This is a genomic window from Microvirga flavescens (genome assembly GCF_003290125.1).
Lineage (GTDB): Bacteria > Pseudomonadota > Alphaproteobacteria > Rhizobiales > Beijerinckiaceae > Microvirga > Microvirga flavescens.
Genome location: NZ_QMKH01000001.1, coordinates 482634 through 508166, shown reverse-complemented (window position 1 = coordinate 508166; position 25533 = coordinate 482634). Strand labels below are relative to the sequence as shown.

Genomic DNA, 25533 nt, shown 5'->3' with positions numbered 1-25533 from the left:
CGGATAGCCACGCCACCGCGGATCTGGCGGGTAACCAATATGTGTCCCTCGGTGTCGATACCGATTCGAATGGAGCGTATGTCAAGGTCTATCTTCGTACGAAGGGCTCGGACGAGGTTCAGTCGAAGATTCTTGGATTCAGTTACGATTGGGGTGCTGTTAAAGATCCGAACGGGGTCGCTGCTGTTGGCGTGAAGGGCAACACCTGGGCGATGGCCGTGATTGGCGAGTCTGAGACTGAGAACGATCGACTCTACGTCTGGTTTTTCGATGGATTGACGCAACGCGGCGGCGTCACTGCGATTTTCAACCGGGGTGCGCCATACAATGTTTCGCAGGTTGCTCTCGCAAAGTCCTCGCAGGGAGATGAAGCCACAGTCGTAACCTGGATCAGTGGGGGGCAGGTCTATGTCGCGACTGCATGGCCTCCGGGCGATTACCCCACAGGTGTTTCTGCTCACAAGCTGATCGGGTCTGGCGCTGTCAGCAATCTCCGGATCGAGATGCTCTCGGATGGGCGTCATTCCATCACGTGGAGAGACGCTTCGAATGTCTTGCACGAAGCCATCGCCGACAACCGTCTGGCCGACGGGGCCACTGTTGGTCTGAACAAATCCATCGACGCCAACGGCATCATCAACACGCAATTCGGCGGAACGCTTCTCGGCGACACGCTCGATGGCGGGGCCGGCAACGACAGGATCTATGGGCATGATGGCAATGACTCGTTGCTGGGCGGAACCGGTAACGATTTCCTTATCGGTGGCCGGGGTAACGACGCTTTTAAGGGCGGTGCCGGTGATGACACCCTCGAGGGTGAGGAGGGCCAAGATACCTTCTTCGGCGACGCAGGTGCGGACCTGTACAGCGGTGGTTCAGGTTGGGATCTAGTCACCTATAGGGATCATGCTGCGATCGGTGGCGGGACCGGACTTACGATCAATATGTCCGACACGAGCAAGAGCACAGGTGACGCCAAGGGTGATGTTTACTGGGATACCGATGGATCGATCGCGATCGAGGGCTCCGCATTTGGCGACAGGATGATCGGCCGGAGCAGCGGAAACTCCAATCTGATCGGCGCTCGCGACGAGTTCTATGGCTACTTCGGTGACGATACACTGGAAGGCAACGACGGCGACGACGCGCTCTATGGCGGCGAGGGTAATGACACCCTCGATGGCGGCGCGGGCAAGGATTACCTGTCCGGCGGCGGTGGCATCGATACGGTCACCTACAAGAATTCCGATGCTGCAGTCGAGGTCGATCTTCGAGATCTGATCGCCAGGGGCGGGCATGCCGAAGGAGATATATTCGATCCCAACTGGGATAATGCCATCGAAAACATCGTTGGCTCCAAGTTCGACGACACTTTGCGTGGAACTCATGTCGACAACACTATCGATGGCGGTGCGGGCGCCGACAGGATGGAGGGTCGCCAGGGCAACGATACCTACATTGTCGACAGCTCAGGCGATGTAATTGTCGACACGGAAGGTAATGCGGACCGGATTCTGACGGCCACCATAGCGGCGGATGGAACGCGGATCGCTACCGGCCTCGTGTTCAACATGAAGACCAATGCCGCTGGCGTCGAGATCATCGAGGCTCAGGGTAACACCACAAACGCGGGCTATCACTTCATCGGCAATGACCTCAACAACATCATGAAGGGTCATGACGGCGACGATAAGCTTGAAGGCGGAGTCGGCGACGATACTCTCTACGGCTTCGCTGGCAAGGATATGCTCATCGGTGGCACCGGCAATGATGTCTACTTTGTCGACGGCGCCGACAAGATCATCGAAATCGATGACGCGAACAGTACTCGTGATGTGGTTTTCGCAACCGAATCGTACACTCTCGAGCGCGATGTTTCGATCGAAGAACTGCGTGCCTATGACTTGGAATCGCCCATCAGTCTGACTGGTAATGACTACGCGCAGCTGATCGTCGGCGGAAAAAACAAGGATCATCTCTCCAGTGGCATGGAGAATCGCCTCGTCAAGGGTGAGATGCGCGGCGACACGCTCGATGGCGGCGATGGTGACGACAATTACTACGTCTATGCCAAGCAGGATTCGATCATCGACTCGTCCGGCTATGACGAGGTGCACGTCTATTCCAGCGAATACAAGGTCTCGGACGATGTCGAGATCGAGACCATTCGTGGTGAGCTCGGCAGCGGCCAGATCCTGACGGGTAATAAATATTCCAACACCATTTACGGTGGCGCCGGCAACGACACCCTGAACGGCGGCGGCGCCCCCGCGGGCAAAGCTGACCTTCTTATCGGCGGCGCAGGTAACGACGTCTATTACATCGACGATTCGAACACGAGAATCGTCGACGACAACACCAGCGAGAACAACACCAACACCGTCATCACGTCGGTGAGCTACGCTCTTGACATGAACGTCAATGTCCGCACCTTCAAGGCGCGGATCGATACTGCTCCAGGCAGCACCCGCCATTTCCACATGGTGGGTAACGCCTTCGCGAACTCCATCGTGGGGGCCGTGGGCGACGACACGCTCGACGGCGGTATCGAATCCCTGGATCCGGCGGCTGACACGATGGTCGGCGGCCTCGGTAACGACACTTACTGGATCCGCAACCACACCGACCGGGCGATCGAATATAACGGGACCGGCGAAGGTTGGGATACGGCCATCATCACCGTGTCCGAATACGACACCAGCCTGCTCAAGAACATCGAGAACATCATCTTCAAGCTCGATGGCACCGATGGCGACGATTCCCTGCGCGGCGGCGAAGGTAACGACACCCTCTACGGCGGCAAGGGTAACGACACGATCGACGGTCTTGGCGGCGATGATTCTCTCAACGGCGGCGCCGACAACGACAAGATTTACGGCGGTGGCGGCAACGACAGCATCGATGCCGGCAGCGGCAATGACATTGTCGACGGCGGCGACGGCAACGACACCATCTATGGCGGCGACGGCGACGACGAGATCGACGGCCGCAACCATGACGACGTGCTCTGGGGCGACGCCGGCCATGACACCCTCAACGGCGGCTCGGGCAACGACAAGCTCAACGGCGGCGCCGACAGCGACACGCTGAACGGCGGCGTCGGCGACGATACCCTGGACGGTGGCAGCACCGACGCGATCGACATCCTGCGCGGTGGCGACGGCAATGACGTCTACTACATCCGCGACACCATCGACGTCATCGAGGAAAGCACGGACCCGGCCTCCGGTACGGCAGACAAGGCTTACATCTTCCTCAACAAGTACAAGCTCGATGATTCCATCGGCATCGAGACACTCGAAGTTGGTGAAGGTGTGACCTTCGGGGTCGAACTGACCGGCAACAAGTTCGCCAACACCCTGATCGGCGGCGAGGGTAACGACACCCTCGATGGAAGCGGCGTCACCGCGGGCTCCGGCAACGAAGTGTTGCGCGGGCGCGGCGGTAACGACACCTATATCGTCACGCATGCGGGTATCGAGATCGACGAGACGAAGGCTGATGGATCCGGCGACGCGGGCGGTTACGATATCGTCCTTCTCAAGGGCGACGTCTTCGGCGGCTCACGCGGAATCTACAATCTTGCCGAACGCGTCGAGGCTCTCGATGCCAGCGGCTCGACCGGCGAGATGATGCTCATCGGTAATGCCAGCGACAACGTGATCTGGGGCAACACGTCGGGGAATACGCTCGACGGCGGCGCCGGCGACGACATCTTGTACAGTGGCGGCGGCAAGAGCAGCGTCCTCATCGGCGGCGGTGGAAACGATCGCTACATCGTTAACCATCTGCAGGATCGGATCTTTGACAGCTCCGACGACAGCGGTTGGGATATCGCTGAAATCAATGTCAGCCGCTATACCCTCTCTGGCGCAAGCGCCGTTGAAGAGTTGCGTGCCCTTCATGAGGATTTCCGCTCCGGCGAAGACACCATCACGAGCGAAGTCCTCGGCATCAATCTCAAGGGTAACACTTACACCAAGCGGGTGGTCGGCACGAAGTACGCCGATACGCTGAACGGCGGCGGCGCAACCCAGAAGCACAGTCTTGAAGGCGGCGCCGGGAACGACGTTTACTACATCACCCATGTTGACGATGAGGTTATTGGCGAAATCATCGGCGCTGGCGGCGATACGGCAGACAAGGCAATTCTTTATAAGGGGCTTTACGACAACGACGCGACGAAGATCGAGAATGCCAAAACTCGCCTGCGTGGCATGGGCATCGAGCTCTTCGAAGTCATCGACGGAGTGCCTCCGGATTCCACTGTCGGCACAAGCGGCAACGATTACTGGGAAGGTACGCCGGATTCCGACACTTATGACGGTCTTGGCGGCGACGACACGATCTGGGGCCGCGAAAGCGGCGACACGCTCGCGGGCGGCGCCGACAACGACAAGATTTATGGCGAGGCTGGCGACGACAGGCTGAGCGGCAATTCCGGCGATGACACCATCGACGGCGGTGCGGACCATGATGAGATCTTCGGCGGCACCGGCAACGACTCGCTGCTCGGCGGTACCGGTAACGACACCATCGACGGCGGCGACGACGACGACATTCTCGAAGGCAACGATGGCAACGATGTGTTGCTCGGCGGCGGCGGCAACGATCTGCTCGACGGTGGTGCGGGCAACGACAAGCTCGACGGAGGCGACGGCAACGACACGCTCCGGGGCGGCGCGAACGACGACACGCTTCTGGGCGGTTCCGGAGAAGACCTGCTCGAGGGTGGTTCGGGCAACGACTCGCTCAATGGCGGTGCGGACAGCGATACGCTCTACGGCAATGCCGGTGACGACACCCTTGACGGCGGTATTGATCCCTTACCCCTTGGTGCTTCTTCGCCTCAAGACAAGCTGGTCGGTGGCGAGGGCAACGACGTCTACTACATCCGCGACACCATCGACGTCATCGAAGAGAGCACGGATCCGAGCGGCGGCACCGCCGACAAGGGCGTCATTTTCTTCAATGACTACACGTTGAGCGACACGATCGGGATCGAGATCCTGGAAGCGCACTCGAGCGTGGTCGGCGGCGTCAAGCTGACCGGCAACATCTACGCCAATACCCTGATCGGTAGCGGTGACAACGATACTCTCGACGGCGGCGGCGTGACGGCCGGCACGGGCACGGAAGTGCTGCGCGGCCGCGGTGGCGACGACACCTACATCGTCACGCAGGCCGGCGTTGTGGTCGACGAGACCAAGGATGACGGCAGCGATGCCGGCGGCCACGACAAGGTCGTGCTGAAGGGTGCCGTGTTCGGCGGCACAACCGGCGCGTTCACCCTGTCGGATTATGTCGAAGATCTCGACGCCAGCGGCTCGACCGGCCAGATGATGCTGATCGGCAATGGCTCGAACAACACGATCAAGGGTAATGCCTCCGGCAACACTCTGGACGGTGGCGCGGGCAATGACGTGCTCATCAGCGGCGGCACGGTGGCCAGCAAGCTCATCGGCGGCAGCGGCAACGACGTGTTCGTCCTCAACCACAAGGACGACAAGGTCTTTGAGAGCGCTGACGATGCCGGTTGGGATATCGTCGAGGTCAACTTCGCCAACTACACGCTTGCAAGCGGTATCGCGGTTGAGGAGCTTCGCGGCGGCGCACGCGCCGGCGTCGAGCTGAAGGGTAATCACTATACCAAGGTCCTGCAGGGTGGCGATTTCGATGACACCCTGAATGGCAGCGCGGCGAGTGTCGTTCACACCTATCGTGGCGGTGCCGGCAACGACACGTACTACATCGTCAACGTGAACGATGAGATCAGAGACGAGATCATCGGCGCAGGTGAAGATACCGGCGATACAGCCGTCCTTTATCTGGGGCAGTATACCGCTCCCGGCTCTCTGGATGCGCAGAAGGCCCGTCTCAGGGCCATGGGTATCGAGAACTTCATCGAACTCCCCGGCCTGCCCCCGGACGATTCTACTGTCGGAACGGATTACGACGACACCTTCGAAGGTACGCCGGATCCCGACGTTTATGATGGTGGCAAGGGCAATGACCATATTTCGGGTCAGGCAAGCAGCGATACGCTCATCGGCGGCGCGGACAATGACCAGATCTATGGCGGTGCCGGCGATGACATCCTGAGCGGCGGTTCGGGCAACGACACCATCGACGGTGGCGACGACAACGACGACATCACTGGCGGTACAGGCGACGACTCGCTCCTCGGCGGTCTCGGCAACGACACCATCGACGGCGGCGACGACAAGGATTCCATCGATGGCGGCAACGGGGATGACAAGCTCCTCGGCGGCGCGGGCGATGACTCGCTCCTCGGCGGCATCGGCAACGACACGCTCGACGGCGGCAACGGCGAAGACGTGCTCGATGGCGGTGACGGCAACGATGTGCTGGTCGGCGGTCTCGGCAACGATCTGCTCTCCGGCGGCGCGGGCAACGACAAGCTCAATGGCGGCGACGGCGACGACACGCTCCAGGGCGGCGCGAACGACGACATGCTCGACGGCGGTGACGGCAATGACTCGCTCGAAGGTGGTTCGGGCAACGATTCGCTCAACGGCGGTCTCGGCAACGATAGGCTTTACGGCAATGCCGGCGACGACACCCTCGACGGTGGCGCCGAGGGCGTTGATCATCTGGTCGGCGGCGACGGCAACGACGTCTATTACATCCGCGACAAGAACGATGTGATCGAGGAGAGCACGGATCCGAGCGGCGGCACAGCCGACAAGGGCGTCGTTTTCCTCAACGACTACGCGCTGAGCGACACGATCGGGATCGAGACCCTGGAAGTGCACTCGAGCGTGGTTGGCGGCGTCAAGCTGACAGGCAACATCTACGCCAACACCCTGATCGGCGGCGAAGGCAACGACATCCTCGACGGCGGTGGCGTAACGGCGGGCACGGGCACGGAAGTGCTGCGCGGCCGCGGCGGCGACGACACTTACATCGTCACGCAGGCCGGCGTTGTGATCGACGAGACCAAGGACGACGGCAGCGATGCCGGCGGCCACGACAAGGTCGTGCTGAAGGGTGCCGTGTTCGGCGGCACAACCGGCGCGTTCACCCTGTCGGACTATGTCGAAGATCTCGACGCCAGCGGCTCGACCGGCCAGATGATGCTGATCGGCAATGGCTCGAACAACACGATCAAGGGCAATGCCTCCGGCAACACTCTCGATGGCGGTGCGGGCAACGATCTGCTCATCAGCGGCGGCACGGTGGCCAGCAAGCTCATCGGCGGCAGCGGTGCCGACACGTTCGTCCTCAACCACAAGGACGACAAGGTCTTTGAGAGCGCTGACAATGCCGATTGGGACATCGTCGAGGTCAACTTCGCCAAGTACGAGCTCGCCAAGGGCGTGGCGGTCGAAGAGCTTCGCGGCGGCGCCAGCGCCGGCGTCGATCTCACCGGCAACCGCTATACCAAGGTCCTGCAGGGCGGTAACTTCGCCGACACCCTGAATGGCGGTGAGCGTGACGTGGAGCACACCCTGCGCGGCGGTGCCGGCGACGATGTCTACTACATCACGAACGTGAAAGACGTCGTTGAAGGGGAGATCATTGGCGACGGCGGCGATACGAACGATACCGCCGTCCTCTATCTGGGGCAGTATACCGCTCCCGGCTCTCTGGATGCGCAGAAGGCTCGTCTCAGGGCCATGGGCATCGAGAAGTTCATCGAACTCCCAGGCCTGCCGCCCCACGACCCGAGCATAGGCACGGATGGTGACGACCACTTTATCGGTACGCCCGACGCGGACGAATATGATGGCGGCAAGGGCAACGACACGATCGAGGGTCGTGAGAGCAACGATACGCTCTTCGGCGGAGCCGACAACGACAAGATCTATGGCGAGGCCGGCGACGACATTCTGAGCGGCGGTTCGGGCAACGACACCATCGACGGCGGCGCCGACAACGACGACATCTCCGGCGGAACAGGCGACGACTCGCTCCTTGGTGGTCTCGGTAACGACACGATCGACGGTGGCGACGGCAAGGACAGCATCGACGGCGGCGACGGGGACGACAAGCTCTTCGGCGGTGAGGGTGACGATCAGCTTTCTGGCGGCATCGGCAACGATACGCTCGACGGCGGCGTCGGCAACGATCAGCTGGCCGGCGGCGACGGTGATGACGTCTACTACATCCGCGCAGGCGACACCGTTGTCGAAACCACCGATCCAACCGGCGGTAACGACAAGGCCTATATCTTCGTCGACAACTTCGTCCTCGGAGCCGATGTCGGTATCGAGAGCCTTGAAGCAGGCGCCGGCGCAGGTGCGATGACCTTGACCGGCAACGGCCAGGACAACTTCATCAAGGGCAATGGTTCGGCTAATACCCTCAACGGCGGGGGCGGCAACGATACGCTCGAAAGCGGTGGCGTTTCGGCAAGCCGTCTCGTCGGCGGTTCGGGCAACGATACCTACCGTGTCCATCATGTGGGCGACGTGATCGTGGAGCTCTCCACCGACACGGCCGATGTGGATACGGTCGAGGTCTTCCTGCCCGAGTACCGTCCGGCGCTCGAAGCCGCGGTCGAGATCCTCAAGGCTGGGGCGGGCTACACGTCCGGCAAGAACAGCGCGGGCGAGGATGCCGGCGTCAAGCTCACCGGCAACCGGTTCACGCGGGTCGAGATCGGTGGCGATTATGCCGACACCCTGGTCGGCGGCACGGCTGACCGTGGCGTCGAACTGCAGGGCGGTAAGGGCAACGACGTCTACTACATCTACAACACCCTCGACACGGTCGTCGGTGAGGATACGACGGAGGCGGGCGATACGCAGGATACCGCGTACATCTACAAGGGTCTTTACAAGACGCCTTCCGCCCTTGCCGATGCCATCGCCTATCTCCACGGGCAAGGCATCGAGAACGTCATCGAGATCGAGGGCCTTCCGCCCGGGTCGACTCTCGTTGGCGGCCCTGGCAACGACACGCTGATCGGCGGCGGCGGCAACGACACAATCATCGGTAGTGGCGGCGACGACACGATTGTCGGCGGTGGCGGTGACGATACTGCGACCGGCGGCGACGGTGACGACACGCTGATCGGCGGCGATGGTAACGACACCCTCGACGGCGGTAAGGGCAACGACTCCATCGAAGGCAACAACGGTGATGACGTCCTCATCGGCGGCGAGGACAACGACACCATTCACGGTGGCGAGGGCAACGACACATTGGTCGGCGGCCCTGGCAACGATAGCCTTGATGGCGGTGGTGGCGACGACTCGATTGTCGGCAACGAAGGCGACGATACGCTGATCGGCGGCACCGGAAACGACACACTGGACGGCGGTACCGGTAACGACATCCTCGATGGCGGCGACGGTAACGATGTCTACTACATCCGCACCGGCCTCGAGCACATCGTCGAGTCGACGCTTCCGGGCGGCGGCGACGACAAGGCCTATGTGTTCGTCGGCAACTACACCTTGAGCGATACGATCGGCATCGAGACGCTGGAAGCGGGCGACTCCGTCACCTCCGGCATCACGCTGACCGGCAACGTTCTCGCCAACACCATCGTGGGCAGTCAGTATGATGACGTCCTCAACGGCGGCGGCGTGACGGGTCCGGTGTCCGACACCAACCGCGACCACCTGGCCGGCGGCGGCGGTAACGATACCTACGTGGTCTGGACCGACGGTGTGGACATCGAAGAGCATGCCGGCGAGGGCGTCGATACGGTGCGTCTGTTCGGCGACGTGTTCGGCACGACGGTGATGAGCTACACGCTGGCGGACGAGGTCGAGAAGCTGGAGATGGGCGCCGGCACGCTGGGCGGCATGACCGTTCTCGGCAATGGCAGCGACAACGTCATCACCGGCAACGGCCTCGGCAACACGCTCTCCGGCGGTGCCGGCAACGACACCCTGGACGGCGGCCTCAACATGCTGGGAGTCGCGGGCGCTGCGAGCCGCTATATCGGCGGCACGGGCAACGATCACTATGTGATCCGCCACGCGGACGACGAGGTGTTCGAGTTCGACGGCGAAGGCACGAACGACGTGGCGGAAGTCTATGTCGGCAAGTACCGTCTGAAGAGCGGTGCGTCCGTCGAAGTGCTCAAGGCGGCGCACGATTTCGTGAGCCTTGGGGACGGCGGCGTCGACTGGGCCGCGGACGGTGAGGCGGACGGCGTCTGGCTGATCGGCAACAAGTTCGCGACTTCGATCGAGGGCACCCAATGGGCCGACACGCTCGCGGGCGGCGACTCCTCCGTCGCTCACACCCTCAACGGTGGCGCCGGAAACGATGTGTATGACATCTACAATCTCAGCGATGTCATCGCGGGCGAGATGAACGGCACCGACGGAGCGTTCTACGGAACCGCCGACAAGGCCATCCTGCATCGCGGCCTCTTCGAACTTGCCAACCCCGGCAAGACCGCGGCAGAAATCGACGCCATCATCGAAGCCTACAAAAACGACCTGCGCGCACTCGGCATCGAGCTGTTCGAAAACGGCAGCCATATGCCGGATGTGGTGACGGACAACACTGCGCCGAGTAATGTGAGGTTCAATCTCAGCACGCCGACGGCAGCGGTTCGCGAGAACACGGCCTCCGAGAGTACGATCGCTGAAATAATAGCGACAGACGTCGATGGCGACCTACTTCGCTTCACGCTGGAAGACAGCGCTGGGGGCCGATTCAAGCTGGTGAAGGATGCCGGAACGGGCCGTTGGCTGATCAAGGTTGACCGGAGCATCGGTCTCGATTTCGAACAGGAGAAGTTCCACATCATCAAGGTGCAGGCCCATGAAGACAAAGTGGGCGGCCTGTCTTCTGCGATCACCACTCTCAGGATCAACTTGCGAGACGCCCTCGTCGAGGTGGTGTCCGAGAAGGACACTTCGGACAAGATCTACGGCGGCGCATTTGGCGATAATCTCCGGGGCGGCAAAGGCGACGACATCCTGAGGGGCAACGGCGGCAACGACACCCTAACGGGTGGCGAGGGTAACGACGTCTTCCAGTTCCAGTCGACGCCGAATGCGACGACCAACAAGGATCTGATCAAGGACTTCCATGTAGGAACAGGCACTGCCGAGAACGATATGATCTGGTTGAACCGGCAGTTCGGCTTCACGGGCTTTACGGCCGCCGAAGCAGACAAGTTGCTTGATCGGGACGCCTTCGTTCTGGGAACAACGGCAACGTTGGCTCGCGCTCAGATCCTCTACAACAAGGCAACGGGCGAGCTGTTCTATGACGCGGACGGCATCGGTAACGGCACGACGAACAGAGCGGCCGTTCTGTTCGCGACATTGGATCCCGCCTCAAGGCCGGATCTGACCCACGCCAACTTCTGGATCTACAGCGGTCTTTAACAAACTAGCCAGGGCGGACACCCGCCCTGGCTACACAGCAACGGTACATCGTATTAGGAGTTTCAAATGCCTTACGAGATTATTCTGAATGTTCTGGTCGCAAACGGACACGGCCTTGAGGAAGTTCCTGGTGATCCGACAGCGTTCTGGGTCGAAGAAAACGTTCCGACAAACTTCAGGCTGGCTGAGATCACGAATTACGATATCGGCGCGGCAAATTCCTACTTCCGTTTTGGAACTCTTGCGGGCGAAACCCTGAACGCCGGTGGTCGCTATGGCCTTGAGAAGGACAGCGTCACAGGCAAATGGTATCTGACGGTAGCGGATGGCACCGGATTCAATTGGGAAGATCTGACCACGCATGAAGGCATCCGAATCGAGCGCGTGGACGGCGTCAGCGGAGCCGTCATCGATGAAGCCACGATTCAGACCTATCTCAAGGACGTCGACGAGAACGAGGCGCCGACGTTCTCGATCACGGGAGCGACGAGCTTTGCGGCGGACGACAACGGGGCTGCGGTCAAGCCGTTCGGCGGCGTGACGCTTAGCGATACGGAGAACGACGAGCTCACGGTTACGCTCTCGTTCGCCAACATCGATGGCACGCTGGGCAGCTTGACCGGCACGGGCGTGACGCTCGTCAGCAACAACGCCTCCTCGGGTATCCGCACTGTCACATGGACGGGCAAGGCGCTCGATCTGCAAAACTTCTTCGACAACCTTACGTTCGACCCGACGAATTCGACGGCCAGCTCGGGTTCGTTCACGACGAAGTTCAGCTTCACAGTGAAGGACGGGTCGCATACGGCGACGACGCACACCGACGCGGTGGAGGTGGTCACCACGATCAAGGACAAGAATACAGCGCCGACGGCTGTCAAGCTGGATAGCGGAACCGCGAAGACGATTGAAGAGAACAACACTGTCATCGGTACGTTGAGCGCGACGGATGACGGCCTTCCGACCGGCAGCTCGCTCAGCTACAGTTTCGATTCGACAGCGTCAGGCGGCGGCAACGCCGGTGGCCTGTTCATCATCGACAACGGCCAGATCAAGATCGCCACTGGCAGGGTTCTCGATTACGAGGCGGGCTCGACCTACACCATCTATGTGAGGGCCCACGACGGCAGCCTGTACAGCACGACGCAGGCGATCACGATTACCGTGACGGATGCCAACGACAAGCCGCACGACATCACCTTCACCGGCGGCGCGGTCAAGGTCGGCGACGGTGCGGGGACGACGGTCGTGACGGCCGCGGCAGTCGATCAGGACACGAATACCGCCTACCGGAACAACAAGTACATGTTCTCGAACGGCACCCTCGAGTTCGGCAACTATGTCATCGACGCCGACACGGGTGTCGTGACGACGAAGAGTGCGGTGACGGCCACGGGTAGCGTGACGCTCTCGATCGTGACCTATGACGTGAGCGATACGGCGAAGGGCACCACCAAGAACTACACCTTCAACATCGGAGCCGCGACCAACACGGCGCCGACAGGCGTCAAGCTGGACAGCGCGACGACGAAGACGATCGAGGAGAACAACACTGTCATCGGCACGTTGAGCGCGACGGATGACGGCCTTCCGACCGGCAGCTCGCTCAGCTACAGTTTCGATGCGACGGCGTCAGGCGGCGGCAACGCCAGTGGCCTGTTCATCATCGACAACGGCCAGATCAAGATCGCCTCTGGTAGAGTTCTCGATTACGAGGCGGGCTCGACCTACACGATCTATGTGAAGGCCTACGACGGCGACAAGTACAGCACGACGCAGGCGATCACGATCACCGTGACGGATGCCAACGACAAGCCGCATGACATCACCTTCACCGGCAGTGGGATCAAGGTCGGCGACGGTGCGGGTACGACGGTCGTGACGGCCGCGGCGGTCGATCAGGACACGAACACCGCCTACCGGAACAACAAGTACATGTTCTCGAACGGCACCCTCGAGTTCGGCAACTATGTCATCGACAAAGACACGGGTGTCGTGACGACAAAGGGTTCGGTGTCGGCCACGGGCAGCGTGACGCTCTCGATCGTGACCTATGACGCGGGCGATACGACGAAGGCCACCACCAAGACCTACACCTTCAATATCGGAGCCGCCGCCAACACGGCGCCGACAAACGTCAAGCTGGACAGCGCGACCACGAAGACGATCGAGGAGAACAACACTGTCATCGGCACGTTGAGCGCGACGGATGATGGCCTTCCGACCGGCAGCTCGCTCAGCTACAGTTTCGATGCGACGGCGTCAGGCGGCGGCAACGCCAGTGGCCTGTTCATCATCGACAACGGCCAGATCAAGATCGCCTCGGGCCGGGTTCTCAATTACGAGGCGGGCTCGACCTACACGATCTATGTGAAGGCCTACGACGGCGACAAGTACAGCACGACGCAGGCGATCACGATTACCGTGACGGATGCCAACGACGCGCCGCATGACATCACCTTCACCGGCAGCGGGATCAAGGTCGGCGACGGTGCGGGTACGACGGTCGTGACGGCCGCGGCGGTCGATCAGGACACGAACACCGCCTACCGGAACAACAAGTATATGTTCTCGAACGGCACCCTCGAGTCCGGAAACTATGTCATCGACAAAGACACGGGTGTCGTGACGACGAAGAGTGCGGTGACGGCCACGGGTAGCGTGACGCTCTCGATCGTGACCTATGACGCGGCCGACACGACGAAGGCCACCACCAAGACCTATAACTTCAACATCGGATCCGCCTCCAACACGGCGCCGACAAATGTGAAGCTGGATGGTGTCACTGCTCTCACGCTGAACGAGAACACCGCCTATGAAGGCACCCTGAGCGCGGACGATGATGTTGCCGTTACGGGTTATATCTTCGACAGCACCGCTGCAGGCGGCGGCAACGCCGGCGGCCTGTTCGTCATCGACGGTGGCCAGATCAAGGTCGCCTCTGGCAGGGTTCTCGATTACGAGGCGTCCGCTTCCTATACGATCTACGTCAAGGCGTTCGACGGTAGCCTCTACAGCGCGACTCAGGCCATCACGATTAACCTGACTGACCGGAACGACGCTCCGTCGGACCTCACTTTCTTGGACGCTCGCACGGTCAAGGCCGGTGCGACGAAAGCCGGGGCTCAGGTTGTCGATGCAGATTTCTACGATCAGGACGCGCAGCCCGGATACAGAGACAATCTGTTCAGGTTCGCCAATGGCACGCTGACGGACGGCATCTTCACGATCAACGCCACCACCGGTGTCATCACGGTCAATAGGGATATCGAAGCGGGCGACGCGGGCGAAAAGCACCTGGATGTCGTCGTCTATGACAGAGGGACCGAAACTCTCAGACATCAGGAGACGTACACCTTCACTATCGTCGCTGCAGACGTCCCCTCGAACAACAATCCGGGCGTTGTGAACTTGAGCGCCGGACCGGTGAGCGAGTATGCGAAAGTGGGCACCTATGTCGGTACGCTCACGGCAGTCGATCCGGAGGGCACCGCTCTCACCTATGCTCTGACTGGTGAGGGAGCCAACTACCTCTCTGTCGATGCAAGCGGTCGACTCACTCTCAAGGCAGAGGTCAACTACGAAGCCGCAAAGACGCTCACCTTCACGGTGGTCGCGACCGATGCGACGGGCCTGCCCGGGCCGGCCTCGACCTTTACGCTCAACATTGTGGACGAAGTCACGCTCAACAAGCGCGGCAAGGCCGGCAATGACAAGCTGAACGGAACCGCGTTCGACGACATCCTTAAGGGTGGCTCCTCGACGGGCAAGGACGTGCTCAAGGGTCTTGGCGGCGACGACAAGCTCTATGGTGAGGGAGGCGACGACCAACTCTCCGGTGGTGCTGGCATCGACCGGCTCTACGGTGGCAAGGGCGATGACGTCCTGAAGGGCGATGCCGGCAACGACTTCCTCTACGGCGAGGAAGGCAATGACAAGCTCTACGGCGGTGCCGGCCGTGACACGTTCGTCTTCAATAAGAAGCTCAACAAGGAGACGAACTTTGACGAGATCAAGGACTTCAAGGTCACGGACGACGTGATCTGGCTGGACAACAAGATCTTCAAGAAGCTCGGCTTGTTGGGTACCGAAGACGCTCCGGCGGCGCTGAACAAGGACTTCTTCAAGATCGGAAAGAAGGCCAAGGACAAGAACGACTACATCGTATACGATAAGCAGTCGGGCATTCTGTACTACGATCAGGACGGTTCAGGTAAGAAAGAAGCCGTCGAGATCGCTCAGCTTAAAAAGAATCTCAAGCTGACCGCCGATCACTTCTTTGTCGTCTAAGCAGTAAATAACTGCACACTTCTTAACCCCGGCAGGCAACTGCCGGGGTTTTTCTTTGTGAAGGCAATATGCCGAATGGATTAGCTGCTTTCGGCCCGAGCGTATTGCGTGGCGGCCTGAAGAGGCTTGGTAAATCGGAGGATCGAGGTGACCTTGGCGGACACACCGGATTATCCAGAATCCTGGATTCAGCACGCGCTATCCCAATAAAAAGCCCGCCTCCGTGACCGGAGGCGGGCTTCTTCGTTTCAGTCGGTACGTGCTTTACGCCGCGAGCTGGCGCAGGACGTACTGGAGGATTCCGCCGTTGCGGAAGTATTCCAGTTCGTCGAGCGTATCGATGCGGCAGATCACCGGGACCTTCTTCACCTTGCCGTCGGCGGAGGTGATTTCGAGGTCGAGGCGCTGGCGGGGCTTGAGGTCGCCGGCGAGGCCCTTGATGGTGATCGTCTCATCGCCCTTGAGGCCGAGCGAACCCCAGGAGGTGTCGCCTTCGAACACGAACGGCGCGATACCCATGCCGACGAGGTTCGAGCGGTGGATGCGCTCGAAGCTTTCCGCGATGACCGCGCGCACGCCGAGAAGGTTCGTTCCCTTCGCTGCCCAGTCACGCGACGAGCCGGTGCCGTATTCCTTGCCGGCGAGAACGACCAGCGGCACGCCTTCCTTCTGGTAGCGCATGGCGGCGTCGTAGATGAACATCTTCTCTCGGCTAGGCTGGTGGATGGTGTAGCCCCCTTCCACCACGTTGCCGCTCTCGTCCTTCACCATCTGGTTCTTGATGCGGATGTTGGCGAAGGTGCCGCGCATCATGACCTCGTGGTTGCCGCGACGGGTGCCGTACTGGTTGAAGTCGGCGACGCGCACCTGGTGCGACTGGAGGTATTCACCGGCCGGGGAGGCCGTGCGGATGTTGCCCGCGGGCGAGATGTGGTCGGTGGTGATGGAGTCGAGGAAGAGGCCGAGAATGCGCGCATTCTCGATGTCCTTCACCGGCTTCGGCTCCTTGGTCATGCCTTCGAAGTAGGGCGGGTTCTGCACGTAGGTCGAGCTTGCATCCCACTTGAAGGTTTCGCTCTTGGTGACGGCCACCTTCTTCCAGTTGGCATCGCCCGAGAACACGTCCGCGTAGCGGCTCTTGAACAATTCGCTCGTGATCGTGCGGTCGATGAACTCCTGCACTTCCGCCGAGGACGGCCAGATGTCCTTCAGGTACACCGGCTTGCCGTCGGAACCGATGCCGAGGGGTTCGGTGGTCAGATCGACGAGCATGGAGCCCGCGAGCGCATAGGCGACGACGAGCGGGGGCGAAGCAAGGTAGTTCGCGCGCACGTCCGGGTTCACGCGGCCTTCGAAGTTGCGGTTGCCCGAGAGCACCGACACGGCCACGAGGTCATTGTCGTTGATCGCCTTCGACACGTTTTCCGGCAGCGGGCCGGAATTGCCGATGCAGGTGGTGCAGCCGAAGCCTACGAGGTTGAAGCCGAGAGCGTCGAGATCCTTCTGAAGCCCCGCCTTCGCGAAGTACTCCTCGACGATCTGCGATCCGGGTGCGAGCGAGGTCTTCACCCACGGCTTCGACTTCAGGCCCTTGGCCACCGCGTTGCGGGCAAGAAGGCCAGCGCCGATCATCACGCTCGGGTTCGAGGTGTTGGTGCAGGAGGTGATGGCCGCGATCACGACGTCGCCGTTGCCGAGGTCGAAATTGGCGTTCTCGACCTTCACGCGCTTGGCCGTCTCAGTGGCCTTGCGGAATTCCTTTTCCATCGCGCCGACGAATTCGGGCTTGGCCTTGTCGAGGGTCACGCGGTCCTGCGGGCGCTTCGGGCCTGCAAGCGAGGGAACCACGTCGCCAAGGTCGAGTTCGAGCGTATCGGTGAAGACCGGATCGGGCGTCTCGGCGGTGCGCCACATGCCTTGTGCCTTGGCATAAGCCTCGACGAGGGCGATGCGGTCGGCCGTGCGGCTCGTGGTCTTGAGATAGTCCATCGTCTTTGTGTCGATGGGGAAGAAACCGCAGGTCGCGCCGTATTCGGGGGCCATGTTGCCGATGGTGGCGCGGTCGGCCACCGTCATGTCGTTGAGGCCGGGGCCGAAGAATTCCACGAACTTGCCGACCACGCCCTTCTTGCGCAGCATCTGCGTGACGGTGAGCACGAGGTCGGTGGCGGTCACGCCTTCCTTCAGCTTGCCGTTAAGCTTGAAGCCGATGACTTCCGGAATCAGCATCGAAACCGGCTGGCCGAGCATGGCGGCCTCAGCCTCGATGCCGCCGACGCCCCAGCCGAGAACGGCAAGGCCGTTGACCATCGTGGTGTGCGAATCGGTGCCCACCAGGGTGTCGGGATAGGCGACTTCCGTGCCGTCCTTGTCCTTGCGGGTCCAGATGGTCTGGGCAAGGAACTCGAGGTTCACCTGGTGGCAGATGCCGGTGCCCGGGGGAACGACCGAGAAATTCTCGAACGCTTCCTGACCCCACTTGAGGAAGGTGTAGCGCTCGCCGTTGCGCTGGTATTCCAGCTCGACGTTGCGGTCGAAGGCCTTCGGCGTGCCGAACTCATCGACGATCACCGAGTGGTCGATGACGAGATCGACGGGAACGAGCGGGTTGATCTTCTGCGGATCGCCGCCGAGGTTCTTCATGGCGTCGCGGAGCGCGGCGAGATCGACGACGGCGGGAACGCCGGTGAAATCCTGCATCAGCACGCGGGCCGGGCGGTAGGCGATTTCCTTCTCGTCCTTGCCCTTGTTCACGAGCCAGGCAGCGACCGCCTCGATGTCCGTCTTGGTGACGGTGCGGCCGTCCTCGAAGCGGAGCAGGTTCTCGAGCAGCACCTTCATGGAGAAGGGAAGCTTCGAGGCGTCCTTGAGGCCGTTCTTCTCGGCCTCGACGAGGGAGTAATAGGTATAGGTCTTGTCGCCGACTTTAAGGGTCTGGCGGGCATTGAAGCTGTTAGGGAGCGTCACGGCGAATCCTCGCGTGCATTTGGGTTACGAACGTTGTGTTCGGCCGAAAGCGCGAAATGCGCGCGCCGCTCCGGGGGCGCCCGGACAGGGGAGAAGCGCGCGAGACGGATTGGACGCCTTGGCGCGCGGCGCAGCCGAGGGTGATATAGATCATTTCCTACAGTCCCGCTACACGGATTAGAACTGTTTCAGCATGGCGCCCGGGAGCGGGCTCTCCTTTTCGGCGAGCGTCATGCTTAAGCTATGGATTCGATAGATTTTTCTGCTTTCGGGGCATCCGGGTGCAGGTTGCTTGAGAGTAAATGGACGACAGGGGTCGCGGGTTGCATCTGAACGTTGAAAATCTGGCCTGCGAGCGCGGCGGAAGGCATCTTTTCCAGGGCCTGTCCTTTGCGCTCGGCCCCGGCGACGCGCTGGTGGTGACGGGCCGCAATGGTGCGGGCAAATCCTCGCTCCTCGCCATTCTGGCGGGGCGACTGAATCCGGCCTCGGGTGTCGCGCGAATCACGGAAGCGCGAGAGCGGACCCTGCCCGAGAGCCTGCACATGGTCGGCCACCGCGATGCCCTGAAGACCGCGCTGACGGCGGGCGAGAACCTCGCCTTCGCCCGCGACTTTCTCGGCTCGCCCGCGCTTTCGCCCGAAGCGGCCCTTGCCGCTGTCGGCCTGTCCCATGTGGCGCGGATGCCGGTGGCCTATCTCTCCGCTGGCCAGCGCCGCCGCGTGGCGCTCGCCCGCTTGCTCGTCGCCGAGCGGCCGTTGTGGCTTCTCGATGAGCCGACGGCGGCGCTCGATGCCGTCTCTCAGGGCATTCTCGCCCGGCTCGTCGCCGATCACCGCGCCGGGGGCGGCATGGTCATTGCAACGACCCATGCGCCGCTCGACTGGGCGGGCACCACGACCGTGCAGATCGAACGCGCTGCGGCGCATCCTGCTCCGGAGGCGCTGTGATGGGTGCGTTCAGGGCGCTTCTGTTGCGCGATCTCAAGCTCGCCGCCCGCATCGGCGGGTCAGGGGGCATGGGGCTGATCTTCTTTTTGATGATCGTGACCCTCATTCCCTTTGCGCTGGGGCCGGATCTCAACCTTCTCTCCCGCATCGGCCCCGCCATTCTCTGGATCGCGGCGCTTCTGGCCAATCTCATCGGCCTCGACAGGCTGTTTCAGGCGGATGAGGAGGACGGTTCCCTCGACCTTTTGCGCTCCGCGCCGATGCCCCTTGAACTCGTGGTGCTGGCGAAGGTCATAGCCCATTGGCTCACCACCGGCCTGCCACTCGCCATCGCGACACCGTTCTTCGGGCTGCTCGTGGCGCTCTCGCCGGAGGCGATGGCCTCCGTCACGGCGACCCTTCTCGTCGGTACGCCCGCCCTCACCTTCGTCGGGGCCATCGGCGCGGCGCTCACCGCGTCCTTGCGCCGGGGTGGGCTGATCCTGTCGATCCTCGTTCTGCCGTTCATGATCCCGACGCTGATCTTCGGCGTGTCGGCGGCGAATGCCGCGCTTGGCGGCACGGTGCCATTCGCAACACCCTTCCTGATCCTGATCGCCCTGTCCCTTGTCGCCGCCGTCATCGGCACGGTGGGCGCGGCGGCGGCGCTCAGGATGGGGGAGTAAAGGGGCAGTCATTCCGGGGCCGCGAAGCGGAGCCCGGAATCGGCCGACAAGAACGGCGCCTTTCCGGCATGCGATCCCGGATCGCCTGCGGCGTCCGGGATGACGGTGGTCAAGGCCGCAACGCGATTCCAAAAGCCTGCTCGATGGCGGGCTTGCCGTCGCGCTCCACGCGATAGATGGCGCGGTAGAGGCCGGGGCGGAAACCGCCCGAGGGTTGTTTGACGCCGGAGAAGAGCAAGACCTGCGCCTTGTCCCGGTCGAGCGGTTCGGCCTTGTTCTGGGCGAGCGCCTTGCCGTCCGGGTCGAAGAGCGTGAGGATCTGCACGTCGCCGCCCTTGAGGCCGATGGCGCGGATGAAAGCGACGAGGGCAGGGGAGGTGGTCGTCGGCGTGTTGGTTTCGGCGCTGCCGGATTCAATGTCGCCCATCGCGACCGGGCCGGGGGCAAAGCCTTTATTCAGCACGCTGCCCGGCTGATAGGCGAGCGAGGATTTCAAGGATTCGTCCCATAAGGAAGAAGCGCCGCGGCTCTCGCAGGATTTGGTGGGTGGGCCCGAAACGAAGGGATCGACAACCTTGTCGTCCTTGCGAACCGTGAAGTGAAGATGCGGAAACTCGGTCATGCCCGAGAGGCCGATTTGCCCGATCTTGTCGCCGGCTTTCAGCACATCGCCCGATTTCACGGAGAGGCTACCCTTGGCCATGTGGCAATACTGGGTCTGCCAGCCGTTGCCGTGATCGACGACGGCTCCGTTGCCGCATTCGATATTCTCGACGGATTCGCGGCCTCGGCCCGTGATCGACACATCCTCCATGCCCTCGCGAGTGCGCAGAACCTTGCCGTCGGCTGCCGCCACCACATCGACACCGGCCTTCATGGCGCCCGTGGTCGGCACGCGGATATCGGTGCCGTCATGGCCGTCGTAAGTCATGGTGCCACAGCGATAATCGGCAACGCCTGAATCCCGGATGTGATCCACGTAATGCTGGATAAAGCAGGTGCGCCCGATCTCGCAGGCGACGGGGAAGCGAAGCGAAATGTCCTGCGCGCTCGCCGCCCCCGTCAGGGCGAGAGCAGCGAAAAGGCCGGTGAAAAGCGTGCGCATGGAAAGCTCCCGCAACAATGATGCGAAACGTATAGCGTGCCGTTTGCGGCGGATGAAGGGCGGCGTCTTTTAGGTGCGTCATCCCGGGGCCGCGCAGCGGAATCCGGGACCGGGGGCCGATGGAAGCGCGCCAAACGCGCCTTACGATTCCGGCTCGCCTTCGGCGCCCGGGATGACGGCGGCTTCTTACGGCCGATCACAACCTCGCAACTTGCGGCAATCCTCTCGTTGCAGGCGGCGCGCTCCCCGGCTACATCGGAGACCATGTTGCGCGAACTCGCCAATCCCACCCGATTCATGAGCTACAGCGGCAAGCTATTGCCGTGGCTCTGCGGCCTTGCGGTTTTGACCACCGGCATCGGCCTGTACATGACCTGGTTCATCGCCCCCGCCGATTACCAGCAGGGCGAGACGGTCAAGATCATGTATCTGCACGTTCCCGCCGCCTGGCTGGGGCTGTTCTTCTACACCATGATGGCCGTCTCCGCCCTGGGCACCCTCGTCTGGCGGCACCCGCTGGCGGATGTCTCGCAGAAGGCCGCTGCGCCCATCGGTATCGCCTTCACCGGGATCTGCCTCGTCACCGGCTCGCTCTGGGGCAAGCCCATGTGGGGCACCTATTGGGTGTGGGATGCGCGGCTCACCTCCGTGCTCGTGCTGTTTCTCATGTATGCGGGCATTCTCGCCCTGTGGAACGCCATCGAGGAGCCGAACCGCGCCGCGCGGGCGGTGTCGATCCTCACCCTGGTCGGCGCGATCAACATTCCCATCGTGAAGTTTTCCGTCGATTGGTGGAACACGCTGCACCAGCCTGCTTCCGTGTTCCGCATGGGCGGGCCGACGATTCACATGTCGATGCTGATCCCGCTTCTCGTCATGGCTTTGGCCTTCACCTTCATCGGCGTGTGCCTGCACCTTGCCGGCATGCGCAACGAGATTTTACGCCGACGCGTGCGCACGCTCACCATTCTCGAGGCCGAACGCCTCGATGCGCAGGTGGCCTGACATGGCAACGCATACCTTCTTCATCGCTGCCGCCTACGCGGTCACGACCGTGATTGTGGCGGGGCTGGTCGCCCGCGCGGTGCTCGACCATCGCACGCAAAAGCGGGCGCTGGCGGAACTTGAAGCACGCGGCGCGGGGCGGAGATCCCGTCATGGTTGAGGCCGCGCCCGCGCGTCCGCGCCTTCGCCTCCTGTTTCTCCTGCCCATCCTGATTTTCGCGGGCCTCGCCGGCCTGTTCATGCTGCAGCTCGGCAAGGGCACGGACCCCTCGCAGGTGCCTTCCGCGCTCATCGGCAAGCCCGCGCCCGCCTTCAAGCTCGCGCGGCTCGAAGGGCTACTTGCCAACGGCCAGCCGGTGCCCGGCTTCTCGAACGAGGATCTCAAGGGCAAGGTCACGGTGGTGAACATCTTCGCGTCCTGGTGCGCGCCCTGCCGCCAGGAGCACCCGCTTCTGGTCGATCTCGCCAAGGACCCCTCGATCCGCATGGTCGGCATCAACATGAAGGACAACACCGAGAACGCCCGCCGCTTCCTCGGGGCGCTCGGCAATCCTTATGCCGCCGTCGGCGTCGACTCCAACGGGCGCGCCGCCATCGAATGGGGCGTCTACGGCGTGCCGGAAACCTTCATCGTCGGCCCGGACGGCACCATCCGCCACAAGCATATCGGCCCCCTGACGCCGGAAGCGCTGGTCGGATTCAAAGAGAAGCTCAGCCAAATCCAGCGCGGCGGAGCTTGACGACCGCCAGATCGAGCGCCGAGAGAAACGCCGAACGGTCTTTCTGCGAAAACGGCTTCGGGCCGCCGCCCATTTCCCCCATCGCGCGCAAATCTTCCATCAGGGCGCGGGTGGCGAGCGCCATGCCGATGGAGGCATTCGTGAAGGGCCTGCCTGTCGGGCCAATGACCTCGGCTCCGGCTTTCAGGCTGCGGTCGGCGAGCGGAATGTCGGCGGTGATGACGATGCTGCCCTGGCGGGCGCGCTCCGCGATCCAGTTATCCGCCGCATCGAATCCGTCGCTCACCATCACGCGCTCGATGAAGGGATCGCGCGGCACGTTGATGAAGCTGTTGGCGACGACAAAAACCTTCAACCGGTAACGCTCCGCCACGCGGTAGACCTCCGCCTTCACGGGGCAGGCATCGGCATCGACGAGGATTTCGATGGAAGTGGCGTTGGTCATTGTCCTGAAGCGTCCGGTGTGCGCGGGAAGGCCGCTCGTCTGAGAGAGCTTGATTCGTCCGTCGCCGCCTCCACTATCATGTTTCCGGCAGGGGGTCGTTGGTGGCATTGCAAGTCCGTCTCCCATTCCTGCGTCGCCGTCCTTTCGAGAACCGGCGCGTGGCGCAGCGGCTCGACGATGCGACGGAGCGCCTGATCCGTGAGGCGGACGTTGCGGCTTTGCGCCGGGCCGGGTTCGTTCGCGCCGTTGTCGCCGGGCTCCTCCTTCTCTCGGTGTTGCTTGCGGAAACCAGCCTCGGCCAGATCGGCCAGCTCGCCCTGCGGCAGATTCATGTGGCGGAGGCGACGCTCGTTCTGTTCGGCAGCGCCGGTCTCGTCAGTGCGTGGTTGGCGAACCGGCGCATCGCGATTTCCTGGCTCCCCACCCTTGCGGCCACGGTGGATGCCTGTCTCATTCTCGGGAATTTGACCTACAGCCTGTGGAGCACCGGTGTCTCCGGCGCGCATTTCACGACCTTTCCCATCGCCTGGGCCGTCCCCATCGCCCTTGCGGCGACGGCGATCCACTATCACCCGCGCCTTCAGGCCTATGTGGCGGGGCTTTATGTGGTCGGCATCGCGTTGCTCGTCTTTTCGGGCACATATCTGACGCCCAGTGAGCGGATCGCGGATCTCGGCGAATTGTCGGAGCAATTCTCCGCCCAGGCCAACGGCGTTCGCCTCATGATGATTTTCGCCTTCGGTCTGGTGTTGTTTCTGGTGGCGCGTCAGGGCCGGTTTCTGCTCGAGCGTGCGGTGCGCGAGACTACGCTGCGACTCAACCTGACCCGTTATCTGCCGAGTGAGCTCGCGCCGATCCTCACTGAGCGGGAATTCGAGGGGCTCCGCGAGGGCCGCCGCATCACCGTGACAATGCTCTTCGTGGATATTCGCGCTTCCTCGCAGATCGGGGAGGGGATGGATCCGGCGCGGCTGGCGGTGTTCATGTCCGCCTTCCGGCGGCGTGTCACGCGGGCCGTGACGCAAAGCGGCGGCGTGATCGACAAGTTCATCGGCGATGGCGCGCTGGTCCTCTTCGGCGTGCCGAGCGGCTCGCCGAGCGATGCCGCGCGCGCCTTGTCCTGCGCACATCTTCTCTTGCGGCTCGTTGCACGCTGGAATGAGAAGCGCGGTTTCGATCCGCCCGTGCGGATCGGCATCGGCGTGCATACGGGCGAGGTTTTCTGCGGCGTCGTCGGCGATGAGGATCGCCTTGAATTCACGGTGCTGGGAGAAGCGGTGAACATCGCTGCGCGCATCGAGCAGGCGACGAAAACCACGGGCTACCCGCTTCTCGCCTCCAAGGAGACGCTCGATGCGTCCGGTGAAACGGAAGGATGGTTCGAAATTGAAGCCCCCTCGTTAGCGGGCGTGACGAGGCCGGTGCGGCTCTTTGCTTTCGCTTAGGCTTCCTCAGCCTTCTTGCTCGCATCGTGCTTCAAGAGAAGCGGCGTCTGCGAGAGCGCGAAGGCGAGGGTCAGCGGCATGATGCCGAAGACCTTGAAGCTGACCCAGAAATCCGTGGTCTGCGTGCGCCAGACAATTTCATTGAGAGCGGCGAGGACAAGGAAGAACAGCCCCCAGCGGAGGGTAAGCTTGCGCCAGCCTTCCTCCGTCAGTTCGAACACGCTGTCGAGAACGATTTCGAGGAGCGGCTTGCGGAAATAAAGACCGCCGAGAAGGATCACGCCGAACAGCCCGTTCACGATGGTGGGCTTGAGCTTGATGAACACGTCGTTCTGCAAAAACAGCGTCAGGCCGCCGAACACCACGACGACCACGCCGGAAATCAGCGGCATGATCGGCAATTTGCGCACCAGCGTGTAGTTGATCGCGAGTGCAACGAGCGTTGCCGCGATGAACAGGGCGGTTGCCACATAGATGCGCTGGTCGTGCCCATAGCCGAAGCGGTCAGCATAAGCGTTGGCAAAGAAGAACAGCACCAGCGGTCCCAGTTCCAGGACAAGCTTGAGCAGCGGGGGAAGGCGCTTTTGGTCGGTCATG

The 25533-nt window shown here is 62.1% G+C and carries 12 protein-coding genes; 8 read left to right on the top strand and 4 right to left on the bottom strand.

The window, feature by feature from the left end:
- Positions 1-41: 41 nt before the first annotated feature.
- Entirely contained in the window at positions 42-11324 is an 11283-nt protein-coding gene (locus tag DQW91_RS16930) for a hypothetical protein (protein ID WP_281024000.1), read from the top strand.
- 66 nt (positions 11325-11390) lie between these two features.
- Positions 11391-15614 carry a cadherin domain-containing protein gene (locus tag DQW91_RS02175; protein WP_112661921.1) on the top strand — a complete coding sequence of 1408 codons (4224 nt, stop codon included), beginning with the start codon at positions 11391-11393 and terminating at the stop codon, positions 15612-15614.
- 264 nt (positions 15615-15878) lie between these two features.
- On the opposite strand, the gene acnA is transcribed toward DQW91_RS02175, so the two are convergent.
- Positions 15879-18581 (bottom strand): aconitate hydratase AcnA, encoded by a 2703-nt coding sequence (gene acnA, locus DQW91_RS02170; RefSeq protein ID WP_112661920.1) that lies wholly within the window; start codon positions 18579-18581, stop codon positions 15879-15881.
- A 323-nt stretch (positions 18582-18904) separates the two neighbouring features.
- Here acnA and ccmA point away from each other — a divergent pair, with 323 nt between their 5' ends.
- Together ccmA and ccmB are read left to right on the top strand one after the other, a co-directional pair.
- Complete coding sequence (ccmA, locus tag DQW91_RS02165) at positions 18905-19531, top strand: heme ABC exporter ATP-binding protein CcmA (protein ID WP_112661919.1); 627 nt, start codon at positions 18905-18907, stop codon at positions 19529-19531.
- The gene (ccmB, locus tag DQW91_RS02160) at positions 19531-20196 is read left to right on the top strand and encodes a heme exporter protein CcmB (RefSeq protein ID WP_198411752.1); all 666 of its coding nucleotides are present in this window, start codon (positions 19531-19533) and stop codon (positions 20194-20196) included. Before ccmA ends, ccmB begins: the two co-directional genes overlap by 1 nt.
- A 109-nt stretch (positions 20197-20305) precedes the next feature.
- Here the strand turns inward: ccmB and DQW91_RS02155 are convergent, their stop codons facing one another.
- Positions 20306-21301 (bottom strand): M23 family metallopeptidase, encoded by a 996-nt coding sequence (locus tag DQW91_RS02155; protein WP_112662418.1) that lies wholly within the window; start codon positions 21299-21301, stop codon positions 20306-20308.
- A gap of 264 nt (positions 21302-21565) precedes the next feature.
- Here DQW91_RS02155 and DQW91_RS02150 point away from each other — a divergent pair, with 264 nt between their 5' ends.
- Genes DQW91_RS02150 through DQW91_RS02140 form a run of 3 tightly spaced genes read left to right on the top strand, consistent with a single transcriptional unit; the run spans position 21566 to position 23046 of the window.
- The gene (locus DQW91_RS02150; RefSeq protein ID WP_112661917.1) at positions 21566-22306 is read left to right on the top strand and encodes a heme ABC transporter permease; all 741 of its coding nucleotides are present in this window, start codon (positions 21566-21568) and stop codon (positions 22304-22306) included.
- Between the two features lies 1 nt (position 22307).
- Complete coding sequence (gene ccmD, locus DQW91_RS02145; RefSeq protein WP_112661916.1) at positions 22308-22466, top strand: heme exporter protein CcmD; 159 nt, start codon at positions 22308-22310, stop codon at positions 22464-22466.
- Positions 22459-23046: a DsbE family thiol:disulfide interchange protein gene (locus tag DQW91_RS02140; RefSeq protein ID WP_112661915.1), complete on the top strand. Its 588-nt coding sequence runs from the start codon at positions 22459-22461 to the stop codon at positions 23044-23046. Before ccmD ends, DQW91_RS02140 begins: the two co-directional genes overlap by 8 nt.
- Here the strand turns inward: DQW91_RS02140 and DQW91_RS02135 are convergent.
- Positions 23018-23491: a YaiI/YqxD family protein gene (locus DQW91_RS02135; RefSeq protein WP_112661914.1), complete on the bottom strand. Its 474-nt coding sequence runs from the start codon at positions 23489-23491 to the stop codon at positions 23018-23020. The two genes, DQW91_RS02140 and DQW91_RS02135, sit on opposite strands and share 29 nt — an antisense overlap.
- A gap of 101 nt (positions 23492-23592) precedes the next feature.
- Between DQW91_RS02135 and DQW91_RS02130 the strand changes: the two genes are divergently transcribed.
- Positions 23593-24936: an adenylate/guanylate cyclase domain-containing protein gene (locus DQW91_RS02130; RefSeq protein ID WP_157961307.1), complete on the top strand. Its 1344-nt coding sequence runs from the start codon at positions 23593-23595 to the stop codon at positions 24934-24936.
- Here the strand turns inward: DQW91_RS02130 and DQW91_RS02125 are convergent.
- Positions 24933-25532 carry a septation protein A gene (locus tag DQW91_RS02125; protein ID WP_112661912.1) on the bottom strand — a complete coding sequence of 200 codons (600 nt, stop codon included), beginning with the start codon at positions 25530-25532 and terminating at the stop codon, positions 24933-24935. The two genes, DQW91_RS02130 and DQW91_RS02125, sit on opposite strands and share 4 nt — an antisense overlap.
- Position 25533: the final 1 nt, after the last annotated feature.

Coding starts and splice junctions, on each gene's coding strand:
- DQW91_RS02175 (WP_112661921.1), top strand. CDS start 11,391: ATGCCTTACGAGATTATTCTGAATGTTCTGGTCGCAAACGGACACGGC.
- ccmB (WP_198411752.1), top strand. CDS start 19,531: ATGGGTGCGTTCAGGGCGCTTCTGTTGCGCGATCTCAAGCTCGCCGCC.
- DQW91_RS02155 (WP_112662418.1), bottom strand. CDS start 21,301: ATGCGCACGCTTTTCACCGGCCTTTTCGCTGCTCTCGCCCTGACGGGG.
- DQW91_RS02150 (WP_112661917.1), top strand. CDS start 21,566: ATGTTGCGCGAACTCGCCAATCCCACCCGATTCATGAGCTACAGCGGC.
- ccmD (WP_112661916.1), top strand. CDS start 22,308: ATGGCAACGCATACCTTCTTCATCGCTGCCGCCTACGCGGTCACGACC.
- DQW91_RS02140 (WP_112661915.1), top strand. CDS start 22,459: ATGGTTGAGGCCGCGCCCGCGCGTCCGCGCCTTCGCCTCCTGTTTCTC.
- DQW91_RS02135 (WP_112661914.1), bottom strand. CDS start 23,491: ATGACCAACGCCACTTCCATCGAAATCCTCGTCGATGCCGATGCCTGC.
- DQW91_RS02125 (WP_112661912.1), bottom strand. CDS start 25,532: ATGACCGACCAAAAGCGCCTTCCCCCGCTGCTCAAGCTTGTCCTGGAA.